Origin of the sequence: Bradyrhizobium sp. USDA 327, from assembly GCF_041262065.1 — a bacterium.
Classification (GTDB): domain Bacteria; phylum Pseudomonadota; class Alphaproteobacteria; order Rhizobiales; family Xanthobacteraceae; genus Bradyrhizobium; species Bradyrhizobium liaoningense.
Genome location: NZ_JBGCCW010000001.1, coordinates 6,092,759 through 6,116,256, shown reverse-complemented (window position 1 = coordinate 6,116,256; position 23,498 = coordinate 6,092,759). Strand labels below are relative to the sequence as shown.

23 protein-coding genes and 1 tRNA gene are annotated in these 23,498 nt (G+C 63.4%); 7 read left to right on the top strand and 17 right to left on the bottom strand.

Going from position 1 to position 23,498, the window contains the following annotated elements; translation table 11 throughout:
• Positions 1–190 precede the first annotated feature (190 nt).
• From ABIA42_RS28940 to ABIA42_RS28915, 6 genes are all read right to left on the bottom strand, one after another.
• Positions 191–400, bottom strand: coding sequence for a hypothetical protein (locus ABIA42_RS28940; RefSeq protein WP_370118755.1), 210 nt, complete (start codon positions 398–400; stop codon positions 191–193).
• A 6-nt stretch (positions 401–406) separates the two neighbouring features.
• Entirely contained in the window at positions 407–574 is a 168-nt protein-coding gene (locus tag ABIA42_RS28935; protein ID WP_271531455.1) for a hypothetical protein, read from the bottom strand.
• Between the two features lie 367 nt (positions 575–941).
• Positions 942–2,561 (bottom strand): ABC transporter ATP-binding protein, encoded by a 1,620-nt coding sequence (locus ABIA42_RS28930; protein WP_370118758.1) that lies wholly within the window; start codon positions 2,559–2,561, stop codon positions 942–944.
• 1 nt (position 2,562) lies between these two features.
• Positions 2,563–3,402 (bottom strand): ABC transporter permease, encoded by an 840-nt coding sequence (locus ABIA42_RS28925; protein WP_035669824.1) that lies wholly within the window; start codon positions 3,400–3,402, stop codon positions 2,563–2,565.
• Complete coding sequence (locus tag ABIA42_RS28920; protein ID WP_271531459.1) at positions 3,399–4,370, bottom strand: ABC transporter permease; 972 nt, start codon at positions 4,368–4,370, stop codon at positions 3,399–3,401. The genes ABIA42_RS28925 and ABIA42_RS28920 overlap by 4 nt, the downstream gene beginning before the upstream one ends.
• A 283-nt stretch (positions 4,371–4,653) precedes the next feature.
• Complete coding sequence (locus ABIA42_RS28915) at positions 4,654–6,204, bottom strand: ABC transporter substrate-binding protein (RefSeq protein ID WP_271531461.1); 1,551 nt, start codon at positions 6,202–6,204, stop codon at positions 4,654–4,656.
• Between the two features lie 541 nt (positions 6,205–6,745).
• Here ABIA42_RS28915 and irr point away from each other — a divergent pair.
• Positions 6,746–7,234, top strand: a complete 489-nt coding sequence (gene irr, locus ABIA42_RS28910) for a Fur family transcriptional regulator Irr (protein ID WP_271531465.1) — start codon at positions 6,746–6,748, stop codon at positions 7,232–7,234.
• Positions 7,235–7,253: 19 nt separating this feature from the next.
• Here irr and ABIA42_RS28905 read toward each other — a convergent pair whose 3' ends face one another.
• On the bottom strand, positions 7,254–8,801 hold the full coding sequence (locus ABIA42_RS28905) for a winged helix-turn-helix domain-containing protein (protein ID WP_370118765.1): 1,548 nt from the start codon (positions 8,799–8,801) through the stop codon (positions 7,254–7,256).
• A 133-nt stretch (positions 8,802–8,934) separates the two neighbouring features.
• On the opposite strand from ABIA42_RS28905, the gene mddA reads away from it, so the two are divergent.
• Entirely contained in the window at positions 8,935–9,723 is a 789-nt protein-coding gene (mddA, locus tag ABIA42_RS28900) for a methanethiol S-methyltransferase (protein ID WP_370118768.1), read from the top strand.
• Positions 9,724–9,814: 91 nt separating this feature from the next.
• Positions 9,815–10,237 (top strand): GFA family protein, encoded by a 423-nt coding sequence (locus ABIA42_RS28895; protein WP_035669816.1) that lies wholly within the window; start codon positions 9,815–9,817, stop codon positions 10,235–10,237.
• A 263-nt stretch (positions 10,238–10,500) separates the two neighbouring features.
• Here the strand turns inward: ABIA42_RS28895 and ABIA42_RS28890 are convergent, their stop codons facing one another.
• Positions 10,501–10,725: a cysteine rich repeat-containing protein gene (locus ABIA42_RS28890; RefSeq protein ID WP_271531473.1), complete on the bottom strand. Its 225-nt coding sequence runs from the start codon at positions 10,723–10,725 to the stop codon at positions 10,501–10,503.
• A 236-nt stretch (positions 10,726–10,961) separates the two neighbouring features.
• On the opposite strand from ABIA42_RS28890, the gene ABIA42_RS28885 reads away from it, so the two are divergent.
• Positions 10,962–11,252: a hypothetical protein gene (locus tag ABIA42_RS28885; protein ID WP_060737488.1), complete on the top strand. Its 291-nt coding sequence runs from the start codon at positions 10,962–10,964 to the stop codon at positions 11,250–11,252.
• Between the two features lie 136 nt (positions 11,253–11,388).
• Here ABIA42_RS28885 and ABIA42_RS28880 read toward each other — a convergent pair whose 3' ends face one another.
• Together ABIA42_RS28880 and ABIA42_RS28875 are read right to left on the bottom strand one after the other, a co-directional pair.
• Positions 11,389–13,326, bottom strand: coding sequence for a sensor histidine kinase (locus ABIA42_RS28880; RefSeq protein ID WP_370118773.1), 1,938 nt, complete (start codon positions 13,324–13,326; stop codon positions 11,389–11,391).
• Positions 13,323–14,006 (bottom strand): response regulator, encoded by a 684-nt coding sequence (locus ABIA42_RS28875; protein ID WP_370118776.1) that lies wholly within the window; start codon positions 14,004–14,006, stop codon positions 13,323–13,325. Before ABIA42_RS28875 ends, ABIA42_RS28880 begins: the two co-directional genes overlap by 4 nt.
• A gap of 980 nt (positions 14,007–14,986) precedes the next feature.
• On the opposite strand from ABIA42_RS28875, the gene ABIA42_RS28870 reads away from it, so the two are divergent.
• Both ABIA42_RS28870 and ABIA42_RS28865 read left to right on the top strand, forming a co-directional pair.
• Positions 14,987–15,196, top strand: a complete 210-nt coding sequence (locus tag ABIA42_RS28870; RefSeq protein ID WP_028180113.1) for a cold-shock protein — start codon at positions 14,987–14,989, stop codon at positions 15,194–15,196.
• A gap of 701 nt (positions 15,197–15,897) precedes the next feature.
• Entirely contained in the window at positions 15,898–16,137 is a 240-nt protein-coding gene (locus ABIA42_RS28865; protein WP_028180112.1) for a hypothetical protein, read from the top strand.
• 653 nt (positions 16,138–16,790) lie between these two features.
• Here the strand turns inward: ABIA42_RS28865 and ABIA42_RS28860 are convergent.
• The 5 genes from ABIA42_RS28860 to ABIA42_RS28840 form a co-directional block, all read right to left on the bottom strand.
• Positions 16,791–18,191 carry an IS1182 family transposase gene (locus ABIA42_RS28860; RefSeq protein ID WP_370114641.1) on the bottom strand — a complete coding sequence of 467 codons (1,401 nt, stop codon included), beginning with the start codon at positions 18,189–18,191 and terminating at the stop codon, positions 16,791–16,793.
• Between the two features lie 179 nt (positions 18,192–18,370).
• Positions 18,371–19,153, bottom strand: coding sequence for a hypothetical protein (locus ABIA42_RS28855; RefSeq protein WP_370118781.1), 783 nt, complete (start codon positions 19,151–19,153; stop codon positions 18,371–18,373).
• 214 nt (positions 19,154–19,367) lie between these two features.
• The gene (locus tag ABIA42_RS28850) at positions 19,368–19,601 is read right to left on the bottom strand and encodes a hypothetical protein (RefSeq protein ID WP_370118784.1); all 234 of its coding nucleotides are present in this window, start codon (positions 19,599–19,601) and stop codon (positions 19,368–19,370) included.
• 958 nt (positions 19,602–20,559) lie between these two features.
• Positions 20,560–20,862, bottom strand: coding sequence for a hypothetical protein (locus ABIA42_RS28845; protein ID WP_271531488.1), 303 nt, complete (start codon positions 20,860–20,862; stop codon positions 20,560–20,562).
• A 171-nt stretch (positions 20,863–21,033) separates the two neighbouring features.
• A tRNA-Leu gene (locus tag ABIA42_RS28840) sits at positions 21,034–21,118 on the bottom strand.
• 155 nt (positions 21,119–21,273) lie between these two features.
• On the opposite strand from ABIA42_RS28840, the gene ABIA42_RS28835 reads away from it, so the two are divergent.
• Complete coding sequence (locus ABIA42_RS28835) at positions 21,274–21,813, top strand: disulfide bond formation protein B (protein ID WP_370118787.1); 540 nt, start codon at positions 21,274–21,276, stop codon at positions 21,811–21,813.
• Between the two features lie 3 nt (positions 21,814–21,816).
• Here the strand turns inward: ABIA42_RS28835 and ABIA42_RS28830 are convergent, their stop codons facing one another.
• Complete coding sequence (locus ABIA42_RS28830; protein ID WP_370118790.1) at positions 21,817–22,902, bottom strand: AbrB family transcriptional regulator; 1,086 nt, start codon at positions 22,900–22,902, stop codon at positions 21,817–21,819.
• Between the two features lie 99 nt (positions 22,903–23,001).
• Positions 23,002–23,304, bottom strand: coding sequence for a PsiF family protein (locus ABIA42_RS28825; RefSeq protein WP_370118793.1), 303 nt, complete (start codon positions 23,302–23,304; stop codon positions 23,002–23,004).
• Between the last annotated feature and the right edge of the window lie 194 nt (positions 23,305–23,498).

The following is a 23,498-nucleotide window of genomic DNA, read 5'->3' as shown; positions in this document are numbered from 1 at the left end:
GCGTCCAGGGAAGTCGCCGAACGCAAAGCGCTACCGCATGATCCGAAAAAGTGTGCAGCGGTTTTCCGAGAGAGATCATGCCCAAACAATAACCTGAAGCGCGATGACGATTCATCCTCATCGCATCGCTCTTTAGCGCTGATTCGGGTCCATCCGAAGGCGGTGGGCAGATGCGCTGCCGCCTTCGGCCTCAGATGCCCCTGCCACCCTGGTTGCCAATCACGCAGCGCCATGCGGCCAGTCGCTCGGCCGGATGCTGGTTCATCCATTCGGCGAGTTGCGGGGCACCCATCAGGCAGGACTGCACCGAGACTTGCGCAAAGTCCGAAGTGGTGACGATCTGCTCGTGACAGTTGGCGGGAGAGGCGAGACTGCAAAGCACGGCGATGATCTTGATCACGATACGTTACTCCCCGTCGCGGCGGATGAACGTGCGACCGATCGCCGGTTCGTCCTGCTCCTCGTCGGCCGGGTTCGCCGGAGGGAAGATGCTGTCGTAGATGGCGCGCGCCTCCTGGATGAGACGCGCTCGCTCACGCTCGGATTTCGAGACAAATCGAATAACTTCGCCCATGGTGGCTCCAAATTTCAACTCATGAGTCTGTCATGAGATGACGCAAAACATTCAATCGTCATCTATGGTGCCGCCGTCGACCTTGAAGCGGCGCGGCAGTCACGACCGAATAAAAAGCGCGTGACCGCACATCCCAGCGCCCGGGTTCTTTTCTCACGCGTTGGGTTGCAAGGCCGTCCACCACCTCATGTCAGTTGCGCGGCTTCAGCAGCCGAGCGGGGGAATGCTTGTGTCGGCCTGTCCTTGCGCTCGTCGGCAAGAAAAGTCTCACGAAGAAATGCTGCCGGAGCGAATATGTTTCGCCTCTTGCGGCGTGCAAGTTTTTGGAACGATCTCGAAAATGCGGTGAAACCGCCCGACCAATCCCTCAAGCCGCCGGGGCTTGCTCCTTTCGTCCCGGCACCGCCGCGAGCAGCTCGCGCGTATAGGCATGCTCAGGCGCGGCAAACAGCTGCGCGGTCGGCTTCAGCTCGACGATGGCGCCACGTTGCATCACCGCGATGCGGTCGCAGATCTGGGCTGCGACGCGCAGGTCGTGGGTGATGAACAGCATCGAGAGGCCGAGGCGCGCCTTGAGGTCTTCGAGCAGCTTCAACACCTGCGCCTGCACCGAGACGTCGAGCGCGGAGACGGCCTCGTCGGCGACGATGATCTCCGGCTCGAGCGCAAGCGCGCGCGCAATGCCGATGCGCTGACGCTGGCCGCCGGAGAATTCGTGCGGATAGCGTTCGAGCGCGCCGGCGTCCAGGCCGACCATCTTGAGGAGATCGCGGGCGCGGTCGAACGCGACCTTCGGATCGATGCCGGCCGCGATCGGGCCGTCGGCGATGATGTGACCGATCTTGCGGCGCGGATTGAGCGAGGCGAATGGATCCTGAAAGATCATCTGGATGCGATGACGCTCGGCGCGCAGCGCCTTGCCGGAAAGCGAGGTCAGGTCGGTCTCACCGATCCGCACCGTGCCGCGGTCGGCCTCGATCAGCCGCATCACCAGCCGCGCCACGGACGATTTTCCGGAGCCGGATTCGCCGACGAGGCCGAGCGTCTCGCCCTTGAGGATGTTGAAATTGACCGCGCGCGCCGCATCGACGCGGCGGTCCTCGCGAAACCAGCCGCCCGAGGTGACGTAGGTCTTGTCCAGCCCGATCACCTCGACGGCCCTGGCCCGATCGTCGAGAGGAGCGCGCGCCGGCGGATCCATCGACGGCACGGCGGCGAGCAGCGCCTTGGTGTAGTCGTGCTGCGGTGCGCTGAAGACGGCCGCGGCGGGACCTTCTTCCACGACCTTGCCGTGCCGGAGCACCACGACCTGGTCGGCAATGTCGGCGACGACGCCGAAATCATGGGTGATGAACATCACCGCCATGTTGCGGTTGCGCTGGAGGTTGCGGATCAGCTTCAGGATCTGCGCCTGCGTGGTGACGTCGAGTGCGGTCGTCGGCTCGTCCGCAACCAGAACCGCGGGCTCGAGCGCGAGCGCCATCGCGATCATGGCGCGCTGGCGCTGGCCGCCGGAGAGCTGGTGCGGGTAGGCGCGCACGATTCGTTCAGGATCGGGCAGGCCGACCTCGCGTGCCAATGCGAGCGCCCTCGCTCGCCGTTCCCTCGGCGTCAGCAGGCCGTGCGCCTCGAACATCTCCGCCATCTGGTCGCCGATCCGCATCAACGGATTCAGCGCCGTCATCGGCTCCTGGAAGATCATCGCCAGCCGGCGGCCGCGCAGATCGCGCCAGCCGTCGTCGTCGAGCTTGAGCAGGTCGCGGCCCTCGAACATGATCTCGCCGGCCGTGACGTCGACCGTATCGGGCAAGAGGCCCATCAGCGCGTGCGCGCACATCGATTTGCCGGAACCGGATTCGCCGACCACGCAGACGATCTTGCCGGCCCGCAGGTCCAGCGAGATGCCGTCGACGGCGTACGGCCGCTCGGCGCTCTTGGGCAGCGCGATCCGCAGGTTCTTGATGGAGACGGTGGCGGGGGCGGTCATGTCAGCGTCCCTCGCGCGACAGGCGCGGATTGAGCGCGTCGTTGAGGCCTTCGCCGATCAGATTGAGGCCGAGCACCGAAATCAGGATGGCGATGCCGGGAAACACCGTGATCCACCACGCCTGGCGGATCACGGTACGGCCGGCGCCGACCATGTAGCCCCAGGAAATCAGATTGGGATCGCCGAGGCCGAGGAAGGACAGCGAGGATTCCAGGAGGATCGCGGTCGCCACCATCAGCGAGGCGAGCACGATCACGGGCGACAACGCGTTCGGCAGGATCTCGCGCAGGATGATCCAGCTGTTGCTCTGGCCGGTGACCACGGCGGCCTGGACATATTCGCGCGTGCGCAACGACAGCACCTCGCCGCGGACGAGGCGGGCCACCGGCGGCCAGCTCACCACCGCGATCGAGGCCACGATCGAATAGATCGAGGGCTGCAGGATCGCGACCAGCACGATCGCGAGCGCGAAGCTCGGAATGGTCTGGAAGAACTCGGTGAAGCGCATCAAGGCGTCATCGACCCTGCCGCCGAAATAGCCGGCCATGGCGCCGATCGGCACGCCGACGATCAGTGCGACCAGCGTGGAGACGAGGCCGACCAGTAGCGATACCCGTGCGCCGAAGATCATGCCGGCGAACACGTCGCGACCGAGCGCGTCGGTGCCGAGCGGCACGGTCGAGAGCGTGAAGGGCGGCAGGAACGGCCGCTGCACCATGCGCCACGGCGAGTTCGGGAACAGCATCGGTCCGAACACCGCGACGGAGATCGCAAGCAGGAGGATGATGAGCCCGATGACGCCGCTCGGGCTTTTCAGCATCGATTTCCAGAACTGTTTCATGAGGCGAATTCGATGCGTGGGTCGACCAGTCGGTAGACCAGGTCGGTGATGAGGTTGAAGATCAGGACCATGGCGGAGCAGATCACGAAGACGCCGAGCAGCAGATTGTAGTCCCGCTGCAGCAGCGCGTCGTACATCAGGCGCCCGATGCCCGGCCAGGCGAACACGGTCTCGGTGATGACGGCGCCGCCGATCAGCGTGCCCGAATGGACGCCGGCGAGCGTCACGACGGGAAGCAGCGCATTGCGCAGCACGTGGCGGCGCTGGATCACGGCGTCGGAGAGACCTTTCGCGCGCGCCGTCTTGACGAAGTCGAGGCGTTTCACCTCCAGCATCGAGGCGCGCGTCATGCGGGTATAGGTCGCCATGAAGAACAGGCCGAGGGTCATCGCCGGCATGACCAGGTGCTTGGCGACGTCGATCACATGGGCAAGGCCCGTATAGTTGCCGCCGACCGTGTCGTAGCCGAAGCTCGGCAGCCAGTCGAAGGTGACCGAGAACAACAGGATGCCCATCAGCGCCACCCAGAAGATCGGCATGGCGTAGAAGATCAGCGCGAACACGGTGATGCCGGTATCGAGGAAGGTGCCGGCAAAGCGCGCCGCGAAGGTGCCGAACAGGATGCCGAGCGCGAGCGAGATCGCGAAGGCGGTCAGTGTCAGCAGCAGCGTCGCCGGCAGCCGCTCGCCGATCAGCTTTGTGACCGGGGCCTGCTGGCGGAAGGAGAAGCCGAGGTCGAGCGTCACGACGCCCTTGACGTAGATGAAGAGCTGCTCGGGCAATGGCTTGTCGAGCCCGAACTTCTCCCTGAGCTGCTTGACGAAGACCTGATCGCTGGCCCCGGCCTCGCCCGCCATCACCACCGCGGGGTCGCCGGGCGCAAGGCGAATCAGGAAGAAATTGAGGACGACGATCGCGAGCAGGACGATCACGCCCTTCACGACACGCTGGGCAACAAAGGAGAGCATCTAGACTCGTATGTCAGTTGATCGAGGCGGTCTCGCCGCGAGGAACACCTCTCCCCGACGGGGAGAGGTCGCGCCGAAGGCGCGGGTGAGGGGGATCTGGTCCCACGAGGGAGTGCAACCCCTCACCCGGATCGCATCTGACGATGCGATCCCATCTCTCCCTATGGGAAAGGTGGGCACCGCCGATGCCTCAGCGTCTCGATATGATTTCATCGTGAATCAGTTCGTACCCTAGAGCGCGACGCCGCGACTGAGATTTATCGCGGTGTCGCATGCAACCTCGTCACTTGTCGAGCCATGCGTCCTTGAAGCCGTCATTGACCCCGATCCCCGTGGTGATCAGGTTCTTGACCTTGCAGCGCATGATGGTCGGGAACTGCAGCTCGAGCATCCAGGCCACCGGCACGTCCTCGACCAGGATCTTCTGCGCCTTCTCGTAGATCTCCTTGCGCTTGGAATCCGGCGTCGCGACCGCGCCGTCGGCGAACAGCTTGTCGATCTCCGGGTTGGAATAGCCCTCGACATTGTTGAACATCTGGCCCTTGGCGATGGCACTGGAGACGTAGTTACGCCCCACCCCGAGCGCGGGATCGCCGTACTGGTACAGATAGGTGAAGGCGATGTCGTAGTCCCACTCCGCGATCTTCTGGTTGCCGCCGGCAACGTCGGTGGCGATCGTCTCGATGGTCATGCCGACGTCCTGGAGATTCTGCTTCACCGCTTCGCCCCAGCGCTGCCAGGTCTCGCCATAAGCGAGCGGCAGGAGGCGGATCTTCTCGCCCTTGTAGCCGGCTTCCTTCAGCAGCGCCTTGGCCTTGGCCGGATCGTACGGATATTTCTTCACGTCGTCGGTGTAGTACTTGATGGTCGAGGCTGACGGGCCGGTCGCGACCTTGCCGAGCCCGTTCCAGATCACGTCCTTGGCGAAGTCGCGGTCGATCGCGTACATGATCGCCTGCCGCACCCGCTTGTCCGCGAGCGGCCCCTGGCGGTTGTTCAGCCACAGCCAGGCCAGCGGCGAGAAGAACTCCCAGCCGGCGCCGGTGACGCAGGTGTCCTTGAGCTTGGACAGCCGCGGCACGTCGAAATTCTCGACCGAGCCGCCGGGCAGCACGTCGACCTTGCCGGTCTCGTACGCGACCGACCGGGCGGCGGCGTCCGGAATGATCTGCCAGTAGATCTCGTCGAGATAGGGCTTGCCCTTCTCGTGGTAGTTCGGGTTCTTGACCAGGCGGATGAACGAGCCCTTCTGCCATTCCTTGAACATGAAGGGGCCGGTGCCCACCGGCGCGTTGTTGTAGGGATTGGTCTTCCAGTCGGTGCCTTCGTAGAGATGCTTCGGCACCATCGGCATCGAGCCGACCTCGAAGATGCCGAGGAAAGGGCCGAACGGCTGCTTCAGCGTGAACACCACCGTGTGATCATCGGGCGCCTCGACCTTCTCGACCTGCACGAGATTGTTGCGGGCGCGCGCGTGGGTCTGCTTCAGCATCTCGATCGAAAACAGAACGTCGGCGGCGGTGAAGGGCTTGCCGTCATGCCAGGTCACGCCCTTCTTGAGCTTGAAGGTGTAGATCTTGGCGTCCTCGCTGACGCTCCAGCTCTCGGCAAGCTCCGGCTGCGGCTCGAGCTTGGGGCTGTAGCGCAGCAGGCCTTCGAAGATGTTGCCCGACACCATCTGGGTCGGGCCGTTCTGGATCTGCGCAAGCATCAGGCCGGGTGGCTCGGGCTGGATCACGGCATTGATCGTGCCCCCTGTTTTCGGCTCTTGCGCCAGCGCCGAGGCCGTGAGGCCGCAAGCCAGGAGAAGACCAAGCAACACTCGTTTTGACATGTCGTATCTTTCTCAAGCGAGGCCAGCCACAAACGCTTCGCAACGTCCTGGCGCGCAAAGCGACGGTCGGCCCATCCCAGTCCCCATCCGATATCGAGGCTCACACAGTCTCGTTCGGCGCCGCAAGATGAAAGTCTCGACAGTGTTCGCACAAAAAATGTACAGCGCGTCCTGTTTTTGCCGCGGGTCCTTCTGCGACGTCAGGCTGGCTCGCGCCGGGCGACCAGGCGGCCTCGCGGCCATGCCGGTCGCGATTGCACAAGCCTGCGCCTGCGACCAAAAGCATCAGGCCTTCATTCCACGCCGAGCGCCCGCTGCAGCTCCGCAAGCACCTCTGCCAACTTGTCCGCAGTGCGAAATATCGTCCTTGGAAAGGACCGCGACGTTGCCGGTGAGCTCATGACCGCCCTCGCGATCGGTCAGTGGCGGATCCGCTGTGAATTTGATCCGGATCAAAGCCGAGCCGCCGCTTTTGCGATCGAATGGCAACTGGCGGGATGCGGCACTGCGCGTCCCGTTTCCTTGAGCCGTGAGACGATCCATGGACATTCAGGCCACGACGAACCCTGCGGATGACGATAGCGGACCTGATGTCGCCGGCCTCGATCCCTCGTCGGAGGCGGGCGTGCAGCACTGCCTGCGATTGCTGAGCAATGCCGGCCTGCGTCCGACGCGCCAGCGTCTGGCGCTCGGCCAGTTGCTGTTCCTGGGTGGCCACCGTCACGTCACCGCGGAGAGCCTCTACGAAGAGGCGATGGCGGCGAACGCCTATCTGTCGCTCGCGACCGTCTACAACACGCTGAACCAGTTCACCGAAGCCGGCCTGCTGCGCCGGATCGCGGCCGACGGCATCAAGTCGTTCTTCGACACCGACACATCCTTGCATCCGCACTTCTATCTCGAAGGCGAGGATATGCTGATCGACGTTGCCGACGGCCTGGCCTTCTCAAAAGTCCCCGAGGCGCTTCCCGGCCATGAGATCGCGCGGCTCGACGTCATCGTCCACCTGCGCCGCAAGCGCATGGCGTAACCCGGGCCTGGCGAATCTCCTACCGCAACCCCGCGCGCCGAAATCCCTCCAGATAGTGTTCGCGATCCCCGTCATTGGCCCACGGCAGTTGCGTCGCGATCCAGTGCAGCGAGATGTTGGGTTGGGTGCGACGGAGCTCGCCGAGCGCCATCTCCGCAAGCACTCCGTCGCCTGTCATGCCGGCGGAGACCGCCAGCACGCGGTAGGCACCGGTGAGGTCGCCGCGGTGGCGGATCGCCTCGCGCGCCAGCGCGATGGCCTCGTCATAATGCCGCTCGGTGAAGCGGGCATAGGCTGCGATGCCGTGATAGATCGCCAGTGACGGATCGCGCGGTGACAGCCGGATCGCCCTTTGCGCGGCCCCGAACGAATCCTGGGAGCGTCCGGCATAGGACAGCGCCAGCGCGTAATAGCCCTGCGCCAGCGAAAAGTTCGGATTGAGCGCGAGCGCCTGCTCGAATTCGGACAGCGCGTCCGCAAGCCTGCGTGTCGAGAAGCAGACGCTGCCGAGCGCGGCATGCGCCCAGGCGTCCTCGTGGTCGCAGCGCACCGCGGCGAGCGCGGCGGCTTCCGCGACCGGAGCAACCGCGGCCAGCTCGGCCCAGCCGAGATGCACGCCGAACATGTCGTTCACGGCCAGCACCGACAGCGCCTGGCCGTAGTTCGGATCGATTGCAATCGCGCGCTCGAGCAGCGCTCGTGCGGCGTCGTGATCCTGCCGGGTCACGCGCCAATAATGCGACAGCGCGCGCATCAGCAGATCCCAGGCGTCCAAGCTCGCAGGCGGCTTGCGATGGGCACGAAAATTCTCCGCCGCGTGGATCTGCGGCTCGATCGCCGCGGCGATCGCGTTGGTGATCTCGTCCTGCACGGCGAAGACGTCGACGAGCTCGCGGTCATAGCGCTCGGCCCAGAGATGATTTCCCGACACGGCGTCGTTGAGCTGCGCGGTGATGCGCACCCGGTTGTCCGCCTTGCGCACGCTGCCTTCGACGACGTAGCGGACGCCGAGCTCCTCGGCGATCTGCCTGATGTGGACCGCGCGTCCCTTGTAGGTGAAGGACGAGTTGCGGGCGATCACCATGAACCAGCGCTGCTTCGACAGCGCGGTGAGGATGTCTTCGCTGATCCCGTCGCCGAAATAGTCCTGCGCGGGATCGCCACTCATGTTCTCGAAGGCGAGCACCGCGATCGCGGGGCGGTCCGCCACGCGCGGGGGAGTGAGCCTGGTTCCCGCCCGCGCGGGGGACGCTGCCGCTTCTTCCCGGACCTCGCCGACGAAACGAAAGCCCTTGCGCGGAATGGTCTTGATCAGCCGCTGGGTCGCGCCGTCGTCGCCAATCGCCTTGCGCGCGGCGTTGATCCGGCTGTTCAGGGCGGAATCCGAGATGATGCGGTCGCCCCAGATCTGGCTGATCAGGTCATCCTTGCTGACCATACGCGCGCGTTGCGCGACCAGATAAAGCAACAGATCGAACACTTGCGGCTGCAATGGAACGGCCGCCCCGTCGCAAGTGAGCTCCCGCAGGTCACTGTCGAGCACGTTGTTTTCAAAGCGAAATCGCACGTTTTCGTCGTCTCAAGCAAAAATCAAAGTCGTCTCAGGCGAAAATCAACCGTCCGCGAAAGTCCCGGGACGTCCGATCCGGCATGGTGCGACGACCAAACCGTGTCGATGTCTCGGCACAACGGAGCATTTCATGACCCAACTTGATCAAAACGTTCATTCCATCGGCCCGGAGGTGACGGGCTCTCGCATTTTCAAGTTCATCGCCTTTCTGTACGGAATTGCGGCATATCTCGTGTTTTTCGTCACCATTCTCTACGCCATCGGCTTCGTCATGGGAGTGATGGTGCCCAAGACCATCGACACCGGAAGCGACTCGTCGACGGTCGAGGCCCTCATCGTCAATCTCCTCCTGATGACGCTGTTCGCCCTTCAGCACAGCGTGATGGCACGCAAGCAGTTCAAGTCCTGGTGGACGCAATTCGTGCCCAAGGCGGTTGAGCGCTCGACCTATGTGCTGTTCGCGAGCCTGTCACTGCTCCTCCTGTTCTGGCAGTGGCGCCCGCTGCCGTCGGTCATATGGAACGTCGAGAATCCGGATCTTGCCGTGACACTGGTCACGCTGTCCTTCGCCGGCTGGGTGCTGGTGTTCACCTCGACTTTCATGATCAACCATTTCGAATTGTTCGGACTGCATCAGGTGACCGACCATCTCGCCGGCAAGGAGACGGCGCCGCCGCGCTTCAAGACGCCGCTGCTCTACAAGTTCGTCCGCCATCCGATCTATCTCGGCTTCATCATCGCGTTCTGGGCGGCGCCGACCATGACCGCGGGCCATCTGCTGTTCGCGGCCGTGACCACGCTCTACATCTTCGTCGGCATCGCGCTTGAGGAGAACGATCTCGTCGATCTCTTCGGCGAGGAGTATCGGCAGTACAGGCAACGCGTCTCCATGCTTATCCCCTGGCGCCGGTCGGTATAGTCTCGGCCTCGTCCCGCGCGTCCACCGAAAGGAGGACGCGCGGGGCGCCGACGCGCAATGATGATCCCAAAAAAAGAACGGAGACGCCCAAATGAAACATGTCGGAAACTGCTTCTGTGGCGCGGTCACGGTCGAGGTCACGGGTGCACCGGAGGCGATGGGCTATTGCCATTGCCGCTCCTGCCGCTCCTGGTCGGGCGGTCCGGTCAACGCCTTCAGCCTTTGGAAGCCGGAAGCGGTGCGCATCACCGAAGGTGCCCAGAATGTCGAGACCTTCGTCAAGACGCCGGCCAGCCAGCGCAAATATTGCAGGAAGTGCGGCGGCCATCTCATGACCAACCATCCGCCGCTCGGTCTGGTCGACGTCTTCGCCGCCACCATCCCGACGCTCGCGTTCACGCCCGGCGTCCACGTCAACTATGCCGAAACCGTGCTGCCGATGCGCGACGGCCTGCCCAAGCTGAAGGATTTTCCCGCCGAGTTCGGCGGCAGCGGCGAGATGATGCAGGAGTAGCGGCGCCTTCAGTTGAAGGCTCCTCCCTGCGGCCATCCTTCGAGACGCCCGCTTCAGGCGGGCTCCTCAGGATGAGGACGGAGTGTACGGCAGCAGCTTCAACGGGCGCCCGCGCCGATGAGCCTCATCCTGAGGAGGCGCGTAAGCGCCGTCTCGAAGGACGAGGCGTGCGTTGAGGCCTCTCCCAATGCCGAAGCTGTCTCTCGAGAGGGCGGCAGAGCGCCGCCCTCGCTGTCTTCTCCAATGGGAAGAGGGACGAAAGACTAGCCTCCGCGCGATTCAACGACCTTGCGGCAGGAATCCGAGAGCTTCGACTTGTTCTCGCGCAGACAGGCGTTCATCTGCGGCGGCTTGCCGACATGTTCGGCGCAGAATTTGCTGGCGTCGCCGCGGCAGGCCATTTGCTCCTGAATCGATGGGCCGGACTGTGCAACAGCGGGCAGGGCGGCAGCAGTGAGCAGCAGCGCGGCAAGAACCGAAATCTTCATAAAGCACCTCTTTGGAATCGTCGTTGGTCCCGACCGGGATCACGCGGGCCGGACCATCTCGCGAAGCCCAGGCGTGGGTCCATGCCATGTTCATGGCACCGGCTCGGTGTCCCGAGCGCCGTACCCCCATCTTCATGGCATGTATCCCAGCGCCGACTTTTGCCATTCAGGCTGCACCTCGGCTGCGAAACCCGGTGATTGCACCGGGACGCCGAACGGGGAAGCAGGAGAGCAAGATGTCGAAGAGAGCTGGAGCGCTGAGCGCCGGGCTGACGATCATGGCCCTGGCGGGCGCGGCGATGGTCTCACTGGGCACGAGCCCGGCGCAGGCGGTGGTCTATTGCAAGACCGTCGGGGTGCCCAAGGGCTGCGTGGTGCGGCCGACTGCGGCGGTAGTGGTCGCACCGGGAGCTCCGGTTGCGCGGGCTGCGGTCGCGACCCCCGGTGTCGGCGCGCCCGGCGTCGGCGTGCGCGCGGGTACGCCGATGAATCGCGGCGGCCCGGTCAATCGCGTCGGCGTGCGCTGATATTTCATTCGATTGATTTTGATTGCATTGCTTCGGGCCAACGGAGCCTGCGGACGAACACCCCCCGTCCTCCGCAGGCAATCACCCGGCCCGTCCCCTCTCTCCGTGCGCCCCACACGTCCGGAGAGGGGGCCTTTCAGCCTGCAGCCATGTCGCTGTCGGGAAATCGCTGCGGCAATTGCAGCCGCACGCGCGTGCCGGAGGCATCCGAGCTCAGGTCAAGCACCGCGCCGCAGCGCGCGGCACGGCTTCTCATGTTGCGCAGGCCGCGCGCGGTCTGGCCCGCGCCCGCGGCCTCGCAATTGCCGGCCAGCGCAAACCCCCGGCCGTCGTCCGTGACGCTGATCACGCCGTAAGGCCCCTGGCTTCCGTTATGCGTCTCGATGGTGACCGCGACATGCCGGGCCTGTGCGTGCTTGGCCGCGTTGGTCACGGCCTCGTCGAGGATGCGCACGATCTGGATGACGTGCCATGGCCTGAGCTCGGGATGCAGCGGCAGGCCCTGCGGCGTCGCCACGCGCCAGTCGAGCGCGATGTCGTGCGGCCGCAGCTGCGCCGTGGCGCGCTCGCGCCAGGAGCCGAGCGCGAGCATCAGGTCGCCGCCGATGTCGTCCATGGAATCGATGACGAGGCGCAGATCCTTCAGCGCCGCGCGGGCGGCGTCCGTGATGGTCGTGCCCTCACTGCCGCGCTCGGACAGTGCGACGATGCTTACGAGTTGCCCGCCGAGGCCGTCATGCAGGTCCCGCATCAGGCGCGTGCGCTCGTTGGCGAGCGCAGCGGCGCGGGCGCGCTCCTCCTCGCGGGCGAAGCTCGCTTTCAGCCGTTCCTCGGCCTCGCGCACGCGCGTCACGAGCTGGCCGGCAAAGCTGTCGACCTGATTCAACGCGCGGGCAAAGCGCCAGGTCAGCCCGGCGCCGATCGCGACCAGCATCGCCGAATAGGACAAGCGCGAGACGAAGATGCGATCGTTGGTCTCGATCTCGAGCACTGTGAGCATGTCCTGGATCCAGCAGACCAGCACGATGGTCACCGCGCAGCCGATCATGAAGCTCGCCGCGTCCTGCCGCCGTACCACCGCGGCTGCCGTGACGCAGGCCATCAGGAACAGGCAGAGCCCGACGGTGGGGATGCCGAGCACCAGGAATAGGATGCGTGGCAGCGGCGGGCCTCCGATCAGCCCGACCACGAACACGACGACGCCGGGCGCGAACAGCAGCGTGCCGTAGCGCGGCCAGCGCCAGCCGAAGAACAGCACGCCGAACACGACGACCAGCGCGCTCTCGATCGGCGCGGACGCCAGCAGCACCGCTGCGAGCCGGGATGCGGTGGCCGGCGGCACCGGCGCCTGCGCGAATGCCTGCACCACGCCGAGCACCATCGCCACCGCCAGCACGCCATAGACCGGCTCGCGCCGCCGCATCAGCCACATGATCGCGAGGATGACGGCCAGGATCGCCTGCCAGGCGGAGAACACCACCGGCAGCGTGACGAACAGCAGCGTGCGTGTCTCATAGGCCGGGCGCAAGGCGGCATCCGGTCCGACATAGACGGTGTCGAGGAAGCCCTTGAGCGGTCCCCACACGAACAGCCGCACCGTGATCTCGTTGCCGCCCTCGCGCAGCAGCGAAGCGGGGATGAGCGCGATCTGCGGCGTGTTGCGGTCGGGCCGGTTGGCGTTGGCATCGCGCCGGGAGTCGAGCACGACGACGCCGTTGACGGCGACCTCCACCGCGTTGCTGAAGCGCGGCAGGAACACCGACCAGCCCGAGGCCGCATCACCGCTCCGGAAGGTGAAGGTGCCGGTGTAGAACGGCGGGTCGGCCAGGGAGTAGCGCGACGACGTGAAATGCGGCAGCGTCACGGAGCGCGTCACGCCGTCCTCCCGCAGCGCGAATCCGCTGAGCGCAAAATCCTCGGGGTCGCTCGGCTGGAGCAGCCGCAAGCCGAGAATGGTGGCGATCACGATCAGCGCCTGGAATAGCAGATAGGGCACGAGGCGCGAGGCCAGCAGCCGGCGCCGCGCGGGTGTGGCCGGTGCCTCCGTAGGTGCTTTGGCCGCGATTTCGCTCACAGCTTGATCAGGCCCTGCTGCACCGCCTCGAACACCGCCTCGCTGCGCGTGTGCACTTCGAGCTTGCGGTAGATGTTCTTGATGTGGCCGGGCACGGTCTGCCTGGACAGGCCGAGATGGCTCGCGATCTCGGCATAGCTGAAGCCCTTCGCGATGCCCCACAGGATGTCGATCTCGCGCGGGGTCAGCCTGGCCGTGTTGAGCGCGGGACCGGGCGGTGGCTCCGCCGAATTCTGTGCGGCCCCCTGTGTTCTGCGCACGATGAAGCGGGCGATCGAGGCCGAGATCGGCGAATGGCCGGCGACCAGGTCGCGCACGGTGGTGGCGATGTCGGTGGGGAAGGCGTCCTTCAGAAGATAGCCGGTGGCGCCGACCGTGATCGCGGAGATCACGCTCTCCTCGTCGCCGAGAGCGGAGATCACCATGATCTCGGTGTCGGGAAAGCGCCGCCGGGTCTCGCGGATCAGCTCGACGCCGTGGCCGTCGGGCAGCCGCAGGTCGGTCAGCAGCACGCGGGGCGCGCCGACGCTCAGGGCCTGCCGCGCCTCCGCGAGCGTAGCGGCGCTTCGCACCTCGTAACCAGCCTTGACCAGCGCGTCCTGGAGCCGCCAGCAGGTCGGCGCGTCGTCCTCGACGAGGAGGATGGTGATGGCTTCACCCATCTCGCCCTGTTCGGTCATGATCATCGTCCCGCGACCCGCGTGTCCCCCGCGGCGCGAAGCAAGTTTAACCGCAGCGCTGATGCCGTGACACCCATAATCATGGGGGCGGCGATAAGTTGGTCCCGCGCCAGGCGCGGATGGGCCATCGCAGGATTGCATCTAAGCTAGAGCGCGTGCTCATAATCCGCGCTGTACTCGGGGCGCGTATGCGGTCTGCTCTGCCTCTGGCACCGGCCCATTAAGGCATCTCACCAGATGTCCGTTAGGCCAGAAGCGGTGATGCGCCTACCTTGCCGCGACGAGAACTTCGACCGTCAGCGATAACGCCAGCCAATTAAGCAGGCTAGAATAGAGATGACGGCCAGACCTTCACCACAAGCCGAAAGTGACAACGCGATGGCTGGAAGAAAGGATCATCATGTCACTTCGCGTAGCCCTGTGATCGGAGCCAAGCGATCCGGCGCTCCCCGTTCATCCAATCATCGATTTCGGCTTTGCTCGTGAAGCCCGTGATTTCTCGGGGTTCTGCGCCGGGGTACTCGGCAACAATAGTCCAGTCGCCCTCTGAGTTACGGAGTGGTTTGAAGCTCACTTTTACTTTTGCCATGCCGAACTATGCAGGAAAGCGCGCGAAAAGGGAACCTGAGGGAAGCATTTCGAGCAACTAGTCGCCAGCCCCGGCCGGCGGTTAGTTCTGTCGGGCAGAGGAAGAGCCTTTTATAATTCCGAGCGCACGAGGTCGCTTCCGCATCAGTTACCACGGGCTTCAGCTACGGACAAATACACCAACCATGATGAGAAGAGCTATTGGCTTCTTCTTGTGGTCTCGCAACTACTGATGTATGGTCTCAAGCATCGATACTGGCCGAACAACTGTTCCGCTTTCGCCTCACGTCCTGACGGCGCGCACGTTTCAGACATTCTCCAACATCGACAAACTGGAACACTGGCCGCAAGTCCGCGCGCCAGCTCCCGCGCGTATGCGAAAGGAAGACCCGATGAACACAGGTACAGTGAAATGGTTTAACACCCAAAAGGGCTTCGGCTTTATCCAGCCGGCAAACGGCAGCAACGACGTTTTCGTTCATATCAGCGCGGTCGAACGCGCCGGAATGGGCACCCTGAACGAAGGTCAGACGCTGTCTTACGACGTCGTCGCAGACCGCCGTACGGGCAAGTCCGCTGCCGAAAATCTTCGTGCTGCTTAGTTGAGGCACGACGGACCTGTCGCTCTAGCCACGGATGTACTGGCAGAGCTTGTGGTCCCCCGCGCCTGAGTCATCAGGGGCGGGGTTTTTGCTTCAATCCGTGAAGGCGATCGTCAAGTGAGCTTGCCGTGGCTTGTCTTCGACATTCGGCCCGGCGGTTGCTCAGCTAAAAACTTGAACGGACCGAAAAGGTAAAACGACGGCGTGTCTCGGTCTCGGAGCTAAATAGCCAAATCGAATTTCGAAGTGGCTTATTTTGTCTCTCGTGCGCATAGACCGGCATGCTCGAATCTAATCACCGATCCTGTCGGAGCGGCGCCGTCTTTGGTCGAACCGAGGAAATAGCCCCAGTCGGCAGATCGCCGGCTTCGAGTGCTCGGTTTGCAGCACGACCCTGGTATCGTGGAACTCTGCTTCGGTGCCCACCTACAGGTTGATTGTCGGTCCCGTACGGAATTCCCCGTCCGAAGGATGATGCAACTGGCAGATTGGACCAGTAGCCGGCAATCGGACGTTCATGGCGCATTCGTCCGCCAACTCCCTCGGCTGACCCATGTTTGTCTCGTGCTAGGCGCGTCACTCCTTAAGTGATGTCGCTCACTTCTGCAGCGACTTGTTGCAGCTCTCTATGAAGTCATTCGCGTATGCATTGGGCGGCGGTGCATCCGAAGAACGTGGATCCGCGCAAAGCAGGAGATTCAATGAGCATTGTCAAGCGGCATCTCGCCGAGCAAGAAGAGCGACTGGTTCTGATCGAAGAAATTTGCATCGATAAAGGAGCGCTTGTCTTGGATACCGCCACAGATGAGGTCTACTTCTCTGCAGACGAAGAGGCTTACAAGAACGCCTACGTGACCGTGTTTCAGGCCTGGGCCAAGGGCACGATCAAAGGCACAGCGGAGCAGATATTCGAGGGTACAAAGTCCATTCTCGAGGACTAGAGCATCTCGGATTCGATTTTACGAGCCAGAGCCGAAGGCGACAGTACGCGTTACGTCACTCCAAGCTAGAGCAGCAGCAAACATTGAGGTCACACATGTCGTATGCTTATAAGTTGAATGAAGACGTTCGCCACCAACCCCAAGGTCCACAAGGACGTGCCACCGCTGAACCGCCGATGATCTATACCATCATTCAACATATGCCCATCGAGTCCGATGGACGAGTTCGATACCGCATCAGGGGCAAGTCCGAGAAGATCGAGCGAGTCGTTACGGAAGATCAACTTTCGCATTTTCAATAAACTTCCGACCAAAACAACACCTGACAAGAGATTCTGACGGGGGGCGGATGTGGTCTCGGGGTCATTCGGGCCGACTTTGGACGGCATCTGCGAGATCCGGTTTACCCTTTGGTTCGGACGTGGCGGCACGCTGGCACGTCAATCAGCCGGCCCACCAGATGCTCAATTTTGAATGAACACCGATCGTCTGCAATGGGTCAACGGCAGGGCTCGGCGGCTCTATGACGATGTTCCGCTCAGCTCAGGATTGTGTTGCAAAACTGGTTTCTGACTTGGGGCGAGCTTGGCTTTTGAGTTTCGGCGGTTTTTTTGGGTACGGGGTGTCGGCGGTTTCCGTTTTGCTGGTGGATTTCAGCACGCGACTGCCAGTTGTGGCGGAGGACGGCAGATTAGCTTGGCCAGCCGCCTCAGGTTCTGCGCGGTGGCTGTGAGCAGCACTTCGTCCCTGACGCCATTCAGGCCCCGCAGCCGAAGCCGGTCGAGCCTGAGAATGCGCTTCATATGAGCAAACCGCATCTCGACCTTTTTGCGCTCGCGGCGCGATTGCTCGAAGGCTTCCGTATTGGCCAGCGCACGGACATGATCGCGCACATCTTCGTTGACGTCGCGGGTAATTTTGCGCACGACCGCCGTCGTGCATTTGGGCTTCAAGGCGCAGCCAGAGCAATCGCTCTTGCTGGCCCTGTAGTAAACGATGTGACCTTGATCGATATTGCCGGTGCTGGTCAGTTCCGCGCCACCCGGGCAAACATAGACATTGCGCTTCTGGTCGAAGACGAAGTCCGCTCGGTTAAAGGTGCCATCGGGGCGTGCCGACTTGTCCCACACCGGAACGTGCGGCGTGATCTTGCGATCCACCAGCCATTTGAGCAGTCTGACCGCGCCGTAAGCCGTGTCGCCTGCCAACCTTTTGGGGCGCAGATCGAAGCGACGCTCAACGCGGTCCACCATGATCTGGGTGACAGCAATCTCAACCGCACGGTTCGCGCGCGTGCCTACCGCATCGAGGATGATCCCGGCCTTGTTGTCGATCAGATAGTTCGCATCATAAGCAAAGAATGGATCCACGCCCGGCCTCGTAACCCATGTTGCTTGCGGATCGGTGAGCGAGACTTCCTTGGGAGGCTTGCGGCGACGGCTGCCTTCACTTGAACCGCCGCCGTCTTCATCGCTGTCCTTATCGCTATTGGCGGCATCAAGCGCTGCGATGTACTCCCGAACCGCATGGGATGCTTCCTCCGCCTTTGGCCAGGTAATAGGCTGGTCGCCGGGAAGTCGCCTAGTCTTGTTCACATCTGCCTTGATCAGGCTCGCATCGACTGAGAACGCTTCGCCTCCGACCAGCCCCGCCGAAATACACAGCGTCACTACACGCTCAAAAACCCGGCGTAAGGCATCGCTCTCACGGAAGCGTTCGCGCCGCGCCCGGCAAAACACCGAGTGATCAGGGATATGATCCTCGATGCCGAGCTTGCAAAACCATCTGTAAGCCAGATTGACCTGGACCTCGGCGCAGAGCCGACGCTCGGAACGAAGTGCAAATACGTAGCCCAAGACCAGCATCCGGATCATGAGCACCGGATCAATCGAAGGCCGGCCAGTGTGCGAGTAGAACGGAGCGAGCTCGTTGTGCACCCAACTCAGGTCCAGCAAACCGTCGATTTGTCGTACCAAGTGATCAGCCGGCACCACCCTGTCGAGATCAAAGGAGTAAAAGAACTGGCCCTGACCGCTCTCCTGCCGCCCTAACATCCGCTGCTCCCGCAAATGCCGCCTCAAACCAACGGAATCACGGTTCGCGAGTCGCCTCAACTGGAGTTTTGCAACACAATCCTCAGGGTAGCGGACAGCGCTAGACCAAGAACGGAAGTCAGCCCCGGGCCACGAGCGGAAACCCCAAACCGCTCCATGACGCGCCCGGCCGATGTCGGTCATCGGGGCAATCTCCTGAAGTCGTCATAGCTGAGATGTCTAACCGCTCGTGCATCTGGCGGCGGTTGATGGGTCGGATTGGGAAACAAATACTCAGCAACTTTGCTCGACCTCAGCCAAGGCAATCGATCTTCGATGCCATGGGTGATCGGATCGTCGGTGATCTCAACAGTAGCGCCTTTGAACCTCACACCGGATCCGAAGCTCGTGGCAAGGTCGAGCGGGTCCACCAGCGCGACGCTGGTCGGATCGTTCAGATTTTCGAATCGAACCAATGCGGGAACATCTTTGAGCTGCAACGCGGACTTGGGTTTAGACCGATTGAGCTCATCGAGATAAGCAGCATATTGCTTATTGATTGACGCGTTTGCGGCGTGTTCGCCACGAAAGTCCCCCTGTGGGAACGGTGTCAAGCCCGCGTTGTAAGCGTCACCTCCCATGCGCGAGAGGATCGATTGTCTTTCAAATGTCGAAAACAATATGCCGTGTTGCCCAAGGTCAACGACGACAGCCTCGCCAACCAATTGTTCTGTGAGCCCCCACCCTTGAGCCCTGCTCAGACCGCCGGGGAAGCTTATCGTCTCCTGCGTGACGCTAGAACCTGATCGCTCACCTTCAGGAGTTTCGATCACTATTGTGAGCCGTGAACGAACGACGCGGGGCCGGGTCGTGCTGCCATCAAGGACAAACCAGCCGAGAGCCAAAATCGCCGCTAGGAGGAACAGGAAGACCCAGAACACCTTCAAGAAGACCGAAAATGCTTCCTTCGCTCGCGGGGTCATCGATCCACTCAGACCTAACGTGTCACTGGTCTCCAATCTGGAATTAGGTTGTAGTTGTAGTCGTCGTCAACTAAGAGCAGATAGCGTGCTCAATTTTGAATTAAGCCATCTCGACGTCCGCAGTGGGTCCAAAATCCGCCGATCACGCTCAAGCGAGGTGACTTCCGCTTTGCCTTGCGCAGCCGACGTTTGTGAGCACACACCTTAGCCCCGCTCACGAAAGATCCACCCGCGGCGGCGGATAGCGCCGGGCCAACACCGACAGGGATAGACGCCGCTCGTCTTCCGGCAGCTCCAGATAAGCCAGCACCAGCGGCCGCTTCCAGTCGCCGATGCCGAAATCCATCGCCGTCCATTTCTGCGGCTCGGGCCCTTCGAGCCCTCGAACCCAGACGAAATAGCGGGGAAGGTCTTCAGCGTCCCTGTCCGTCGTGCGTCGCCTGGCCATCAAAGCTGTCCGCTGCATCCATCGTTTGCGAGAGGATATAGGGAGCGGCCGTGAGAAGTCGAATGCCTCGCGGCGGTACGGCATCTAATCCCTATCGATAGTTCGACGCTCGAGCAGCAGGTGCTCACTTCGCTCCTGGGGGGTCTCCGCGCCGACACGGCAGTCGGACGCGTAATCTCTCCTCCTCGTCATTGCGAGGAGCTCTGCGACGAAGCAATCCAGACTATCTCCGCGGATGCATTCCTGGATTGCGTGGCTGCGCTCGCAATGACGGTGCGGAGACACGCGGGGGCAAGAATGAAGCTATCGGGCTGCAGAAGATGATTCTCAGCCGGAACAAGGTCTGTCCGAACGCTCGCCGCTTCGTGACTCGAAAATTCCGATTGACCGAAATTCGGAAATATCATATGTGTCGCGTACCCCGGCCCAAGGATGGGGCGTTTCGCGATCGTCACGATACGCGGGCCGGGTGGCGGTGGGTGTGGAGCGCATCGGCGCGCATGCAATCGCAGGGCGGGTTTGGCCCGTGAGCGGTTGAGCGGCGCGCACGCGACCGGTGCGATTCCAGCGTACGGCAAAAGCGTGTGGTCCTGACGCCCGGGGTCTGTGCGTCAAGGCTTGCGGTGATGTGGCGGCCCGACCGGGCCCGCGCATCAGTCATCCGCAAGGCGACGGGGGCAATAGTGCATCGCTCCCCGGGGAGAGCGCGCCATAAGCCGTCAAACCACTGCGCAGGGAAGGCCGGGATGTCCAGGCTGCCCTGTATGCCGCTGTGCATCTGTCTTCGCGCAATTTGCGCACAGCGGACCGCGGGTGCCAGCCGGCGCCCGGTCTTCCCTGCGCCCTTTCCAACGAAGGGGCGTCGAGAGAAGCACAAGGCTCGGGCGTCATGCGTCGCGAGGCTGTACTGGCGTGTCTTGTTGCTTGAAAATAGAGCTGTGCCAGCTCGTCCTGCCGATCACCGCCACAACTCGCAGGTCGCCACGCGGTTGATGTCGGCGAGGCGGCGGTCGGCGTTTCCGTGCGGATCGAGGCTGTCGAGCAGCGTCAGCAGGCGTCGGTAAGCGCGATCGGCGACGTCGACCGGCAGCGGGGCCTCGTCAAAGGCCTCGACATAGGTGCCGACAAGGCCGCTCAACAGACGGCATAGTCCGCGCTGGGCGGGATCGTCCCGGCCGAGCGTCTCGAGCTTTTGCTGAAAGGTCTGGAAGGTCCGCAAGCCGTGGTGTTGCTGCGAAAGCCACGCGTGCAGGTCGTTCATGTGAGCTCCTTCGAGTGACGGAAGAAGCTGACGGTTTATACAGGGGGGATGGGGAGATGGCTAGGGAGGGATTGTCGCCAGTCCGTCTTCGCCAAGTGGCTTCGCCGGACGGACACGCTTCGCCCTTCGGTCTAGCATGGCCGCGCCACGCGAAGCCCGAAGGGCGAAGCGTGGTGCCCCTGGCCGGAATCGAACCAGCACTCCTTGCGGAACTCGATTTTGAGTCGAGCGCGTCTACCAGTTCCGCCACAGGGGCCCCCGGTCGGCCCTGAAGGGGGCGTCGCGAAGCCGGCGGACTATAGCCATGGACAAGACGGGGTCAACCCGCGCCAAAGTGATCCCGGCCGTTCTCGACAGCCGCATGGGCCGGGGCTAGAGGCTTGAGGGCGCGACCACCGGAAAGAGGCTGCCGTGACGACCCAGAGTGCCGCCATACCAGCGTTCAAGCAGGCCAGTGCGGGCCCCGCGCTGACCGCCTCGCTGCTGGTCACGCTGATCGCCGCAGTCACGATCGCCGGCGCCTGGTTCTTCCAGCTCGTGCTGGAGATCCTGCCCTGTCCGCTCTGCCTGGAGCAGCGCTACGCCTATTACCTCGCGATCCCGCTCGGTGCGCTGACGGCGCTAGCGGCGAGGAACGGCGCGCCGCGACCGCTGCTGCTGGCGGGGCTCGCGATCCTCGCGCTGGCGACGCTCGCCAATGCCGGCCTAGGCACCTATCACGCCGGCGTCGAATGGGGTTTCTGGAAAGGGCCGACCGATTGCTCCGGGCCCGTCGTCAATCTCGGCAGCGCCGCTGATCTGCTGTCGAAGCTCGACACCGTCAAGGTGGTGCGCTGCGACGAGGTGCAGTGGCGCTTCCTCGGCCTTTCGCTCGCCGGCTACAACGTGCTGATCTCGCTGCTGATGGCCGCGATCGCCGCGTGGGGATTTGTGCGGACGACGAAGCGCTAAGGCCTAGTCATCCACATCGTCCTGCGTGCGCCCGAACAGGTGCACGATGCCCGGCGTTGCGATCGTCACGAACACGAAGCGCGAGAGGTGGTGGGCGCCGACGAAGATCGGGTCGATGTGCAATGTCAGCGCCAGCGCCAGCATCGCATCCATCGCGCCCGGCGCGAAGGCGACGACGACGTCGGAGAATTTCACCTGCGTGGTCAGCGCCACGATGCCGACGAAGATGGCGGAGACGGCGATGGCCACGGCAAACGAGCCCAGTGCCGCGCTGAGGTGGCCGGCGAGCGTCTTGATTCGCATCCGCGCGAAACGGCTGCCGATCAGTGCGCCGATACCGACCAGCGCCACGCCGCGGACCCAGTCCGGCAGGCCGCCCTCGACCCATCCTGCGCCGTGCAGCACGCTTGAGGCGATCATCGCGCCGAACATCCAGCTCGCCGGAAATCTGATCAGCCGCAAGACGAGCGCTGCGGCCAGCGAGGCAGCGGCCAGCTCGAGGAGGTCGAGCGGCGAGGCGATCGTCGTCGTCAGCGACGGCGCAGCAGAGGACGCCACGCCCGCAATCGCCAGCACCATCGGCAGCGCGGCGGTCAGGATGATGACGCGCATGGTCTGCACCACCGCGATGCCCGGCAGGTCGGCGCCGCGCTCGACCGCCAGAATGGTGATCTGCGACAGCGCGCCGGGGCTGCCGGCCAGGAAAGCCGAGGTGCGGTCCCAGCCATGGATGCGCTGGAGATAGTAGCTCGAGCCGAACGTCGAGCAGAAGGTGGCGAGCGCAAGCAGCCCGATGGTGAGGGGATAGGCGCCGACCTGCTGAAGCAAATGGCGCGAGACCACCGAGCCCAGCGAGATGCCGAGCAGCACCAGCACGGTCTGGGTCAGGATCGGCGGCAGCGTCAGCTGGCGGCCGGCGATCGCGGCGCTCCCGACCGCGATCATCGAACCCGAGATCAGCCCGCCGGGAAGGTTCGCGACGAGAAACACCAGGCCGCCGGCGGTGCCGATGACGAGCGTCTCCACCGTGCTCAATATGCTGGCACGGCTCGGCCATTCGAACGTCAGGGAGGCGGTGATCTGCTTCACACCACCTTATCGCAAATCGGCGGGAGGCGCACAATTGCAGGCTCGTCATGCCGCAATGCGCGCGCCTCTCGCGGATGCTCGCGGAGGATCGTGACGGACTTACTTCTTGTCTGAGGCAGGAGCGGCGGGGGCGGCGGGAGCGACGCTGCCGGCCTTCGCCTCCTTCTTGCACTCACGGCGAAACTTCCTGCGCTCCTTGCCCTTCAATCCCTTGGCGTCCGCCTGCCTGGAGCATTCGAGCGACTCGGCCGAACGCTCCTTCGGCGCCTTCTTGTCGGCGGTGGCAGCGGCATCGGTCTTTGTTTCGGTCTTGGCTGCCGGCGCTGCGGTCTGTGCGAAGGCGGTGCCGGTGACGAGCAGGGAGGCGAGGGCGACGGCGGCGAGGCGAGACGTGAAGGTCATGTGTTGCACTCTGCTTGGGAGAATGGCGAAGGGCTGGAACGTCGGCCTGCATTGCTGAACGCGACATGAATGAGCTGAGCGATGGGATCACTATATTTTGCCGGCGATCGCCATCGCATCCTTGTCGCAAGCGGCCGACACGCTAGGATAGCAATCCTCGTTTCACTTCCGTCGGGGAAGACCAAGCAGGAGAC

Coding starts and splice junctions, on each gene's coding strand:
- ABIA42_RS28865 (WP_028180112.1), top strand. CDS start 15,898: ATGAGCATTGTCAAGCGGCATCTCGCCGAGCAAGAAGAGCGACTGGTT.
- ABIA42_RS28855 (WP_370118781.1), bottom strand. CDS start 19,153: ATGACCCCGCGAGCGAAGGAAGCATTTTCGGTCTTCTTGAAGGTGTTC.
- irr (WP_271531465.1), top strand. CDS start 6,746: ATGGACATTCAGGCCACGACGAACCCTGCGGATGACGATAGCGGACCT.
- ABIA42_RS28860 (WP_370114641.1), bottom strand. CDS start 18,191: ATGTTAGGGCGGCAGGAGAGCGGTCAGGGCCAGTTCTTTTACTCCTTT.
- ABIA42_RS28935 (WP_271531455.1), bottom strand. CDS start 574: ATGGGCGAAGTTATTCGATTTGTCTCGAAATCCGAGCGTGAGCGAGCG.
- ABIA42_RS28870 (WP_028180113.1), top strand. CDS start 14,987: ATGAACACAGGTACAGTGAAATGGTTTAACACCCAAAAGGGCTTCGGC.
- ABIA42_RS28875 (WP_370118776.1), bottom strand. CDS start 14,006: ATGACCGAACAGGGCGAGATGGGTGAAGCCATCACCATCCTCCTCGTC.
- ABIA42_RS28825 (WP_370118793.1), bottom strand. CDS start 23,304: ATGACCTTCACGTCTCGCCTCGCCGCCGTCGCCCTCGCCTCCCTGCTC.
- ABIA42_RS28850 (WP_370118784.1), bottom strand. CDS start 19,601: ATGGCCAGGCGACGCACGACGGACAGGGACGCTGAAGACCTTCCCCGC.
- ABIA42_RS28845 (WP_271531488.1), bottom strand. CDS start 20,862: ATGAACGACCTGCACGCGTGGCTTTCGCAGCAACACCACGGCTTGCGG.
- mddA (WP_370118768.1), top strand. CDS start 8,935: ATGACCCAACTTGATCAAAACGTTCATTCCATCGGCCCGGAGGTGACG.
- ABIA42_RS28930 (WP_370118758.1), bottom strand. CDS start 2,561: ATGACCGCCCCCGCCACCGTCTCCATCAAGAACCTGCGGATCGCGCTG.
- ABIA42_RS28885 (WP_060737488.1), top strand. CDS start 10,962: ATGTCGAAGAGAGCTGGAGCGCTGAGCGCCGGGCTGACGATCATGGCC.
- ABIA42_RS28915 (WP_271531461.1), bottom strand. CDS start 6,204: ATGTCAAAACGAGTGTTGCTTGGTCTTCTCCTGGCTTGCGGCCTCACG.
- ABIA42_RS28925 (WP_035669824.1), bottom strand. CDS start 3,402: ATGAAACAGTTCTGGAAATCGATGCTGAAAAGCCCGAGCGGCGTCATC.
- ABIA42_RS28920 (WP_271531459.1), bottom strand. CDS start 4,370: ATGCTCTCCTTTGTTGCCCAGCGTGTCGTGAAGGGCGTGATCGTCCTG.
- ABIA42_RS28895 (WP_035669816.1), top strand. CDS start 9,815: ATGAAACATGTCGGAAACTGCTTCTGTGGCGCGGTCACGGTCGAGGTC.
- ABIA42_RS28890 (WP_271531473.1), bottom strand. CDS start 10,725: ATGAAGATTTCGGTTCTTGCCGCGCTGCTGCTCACTGCTGCCGCCCTG.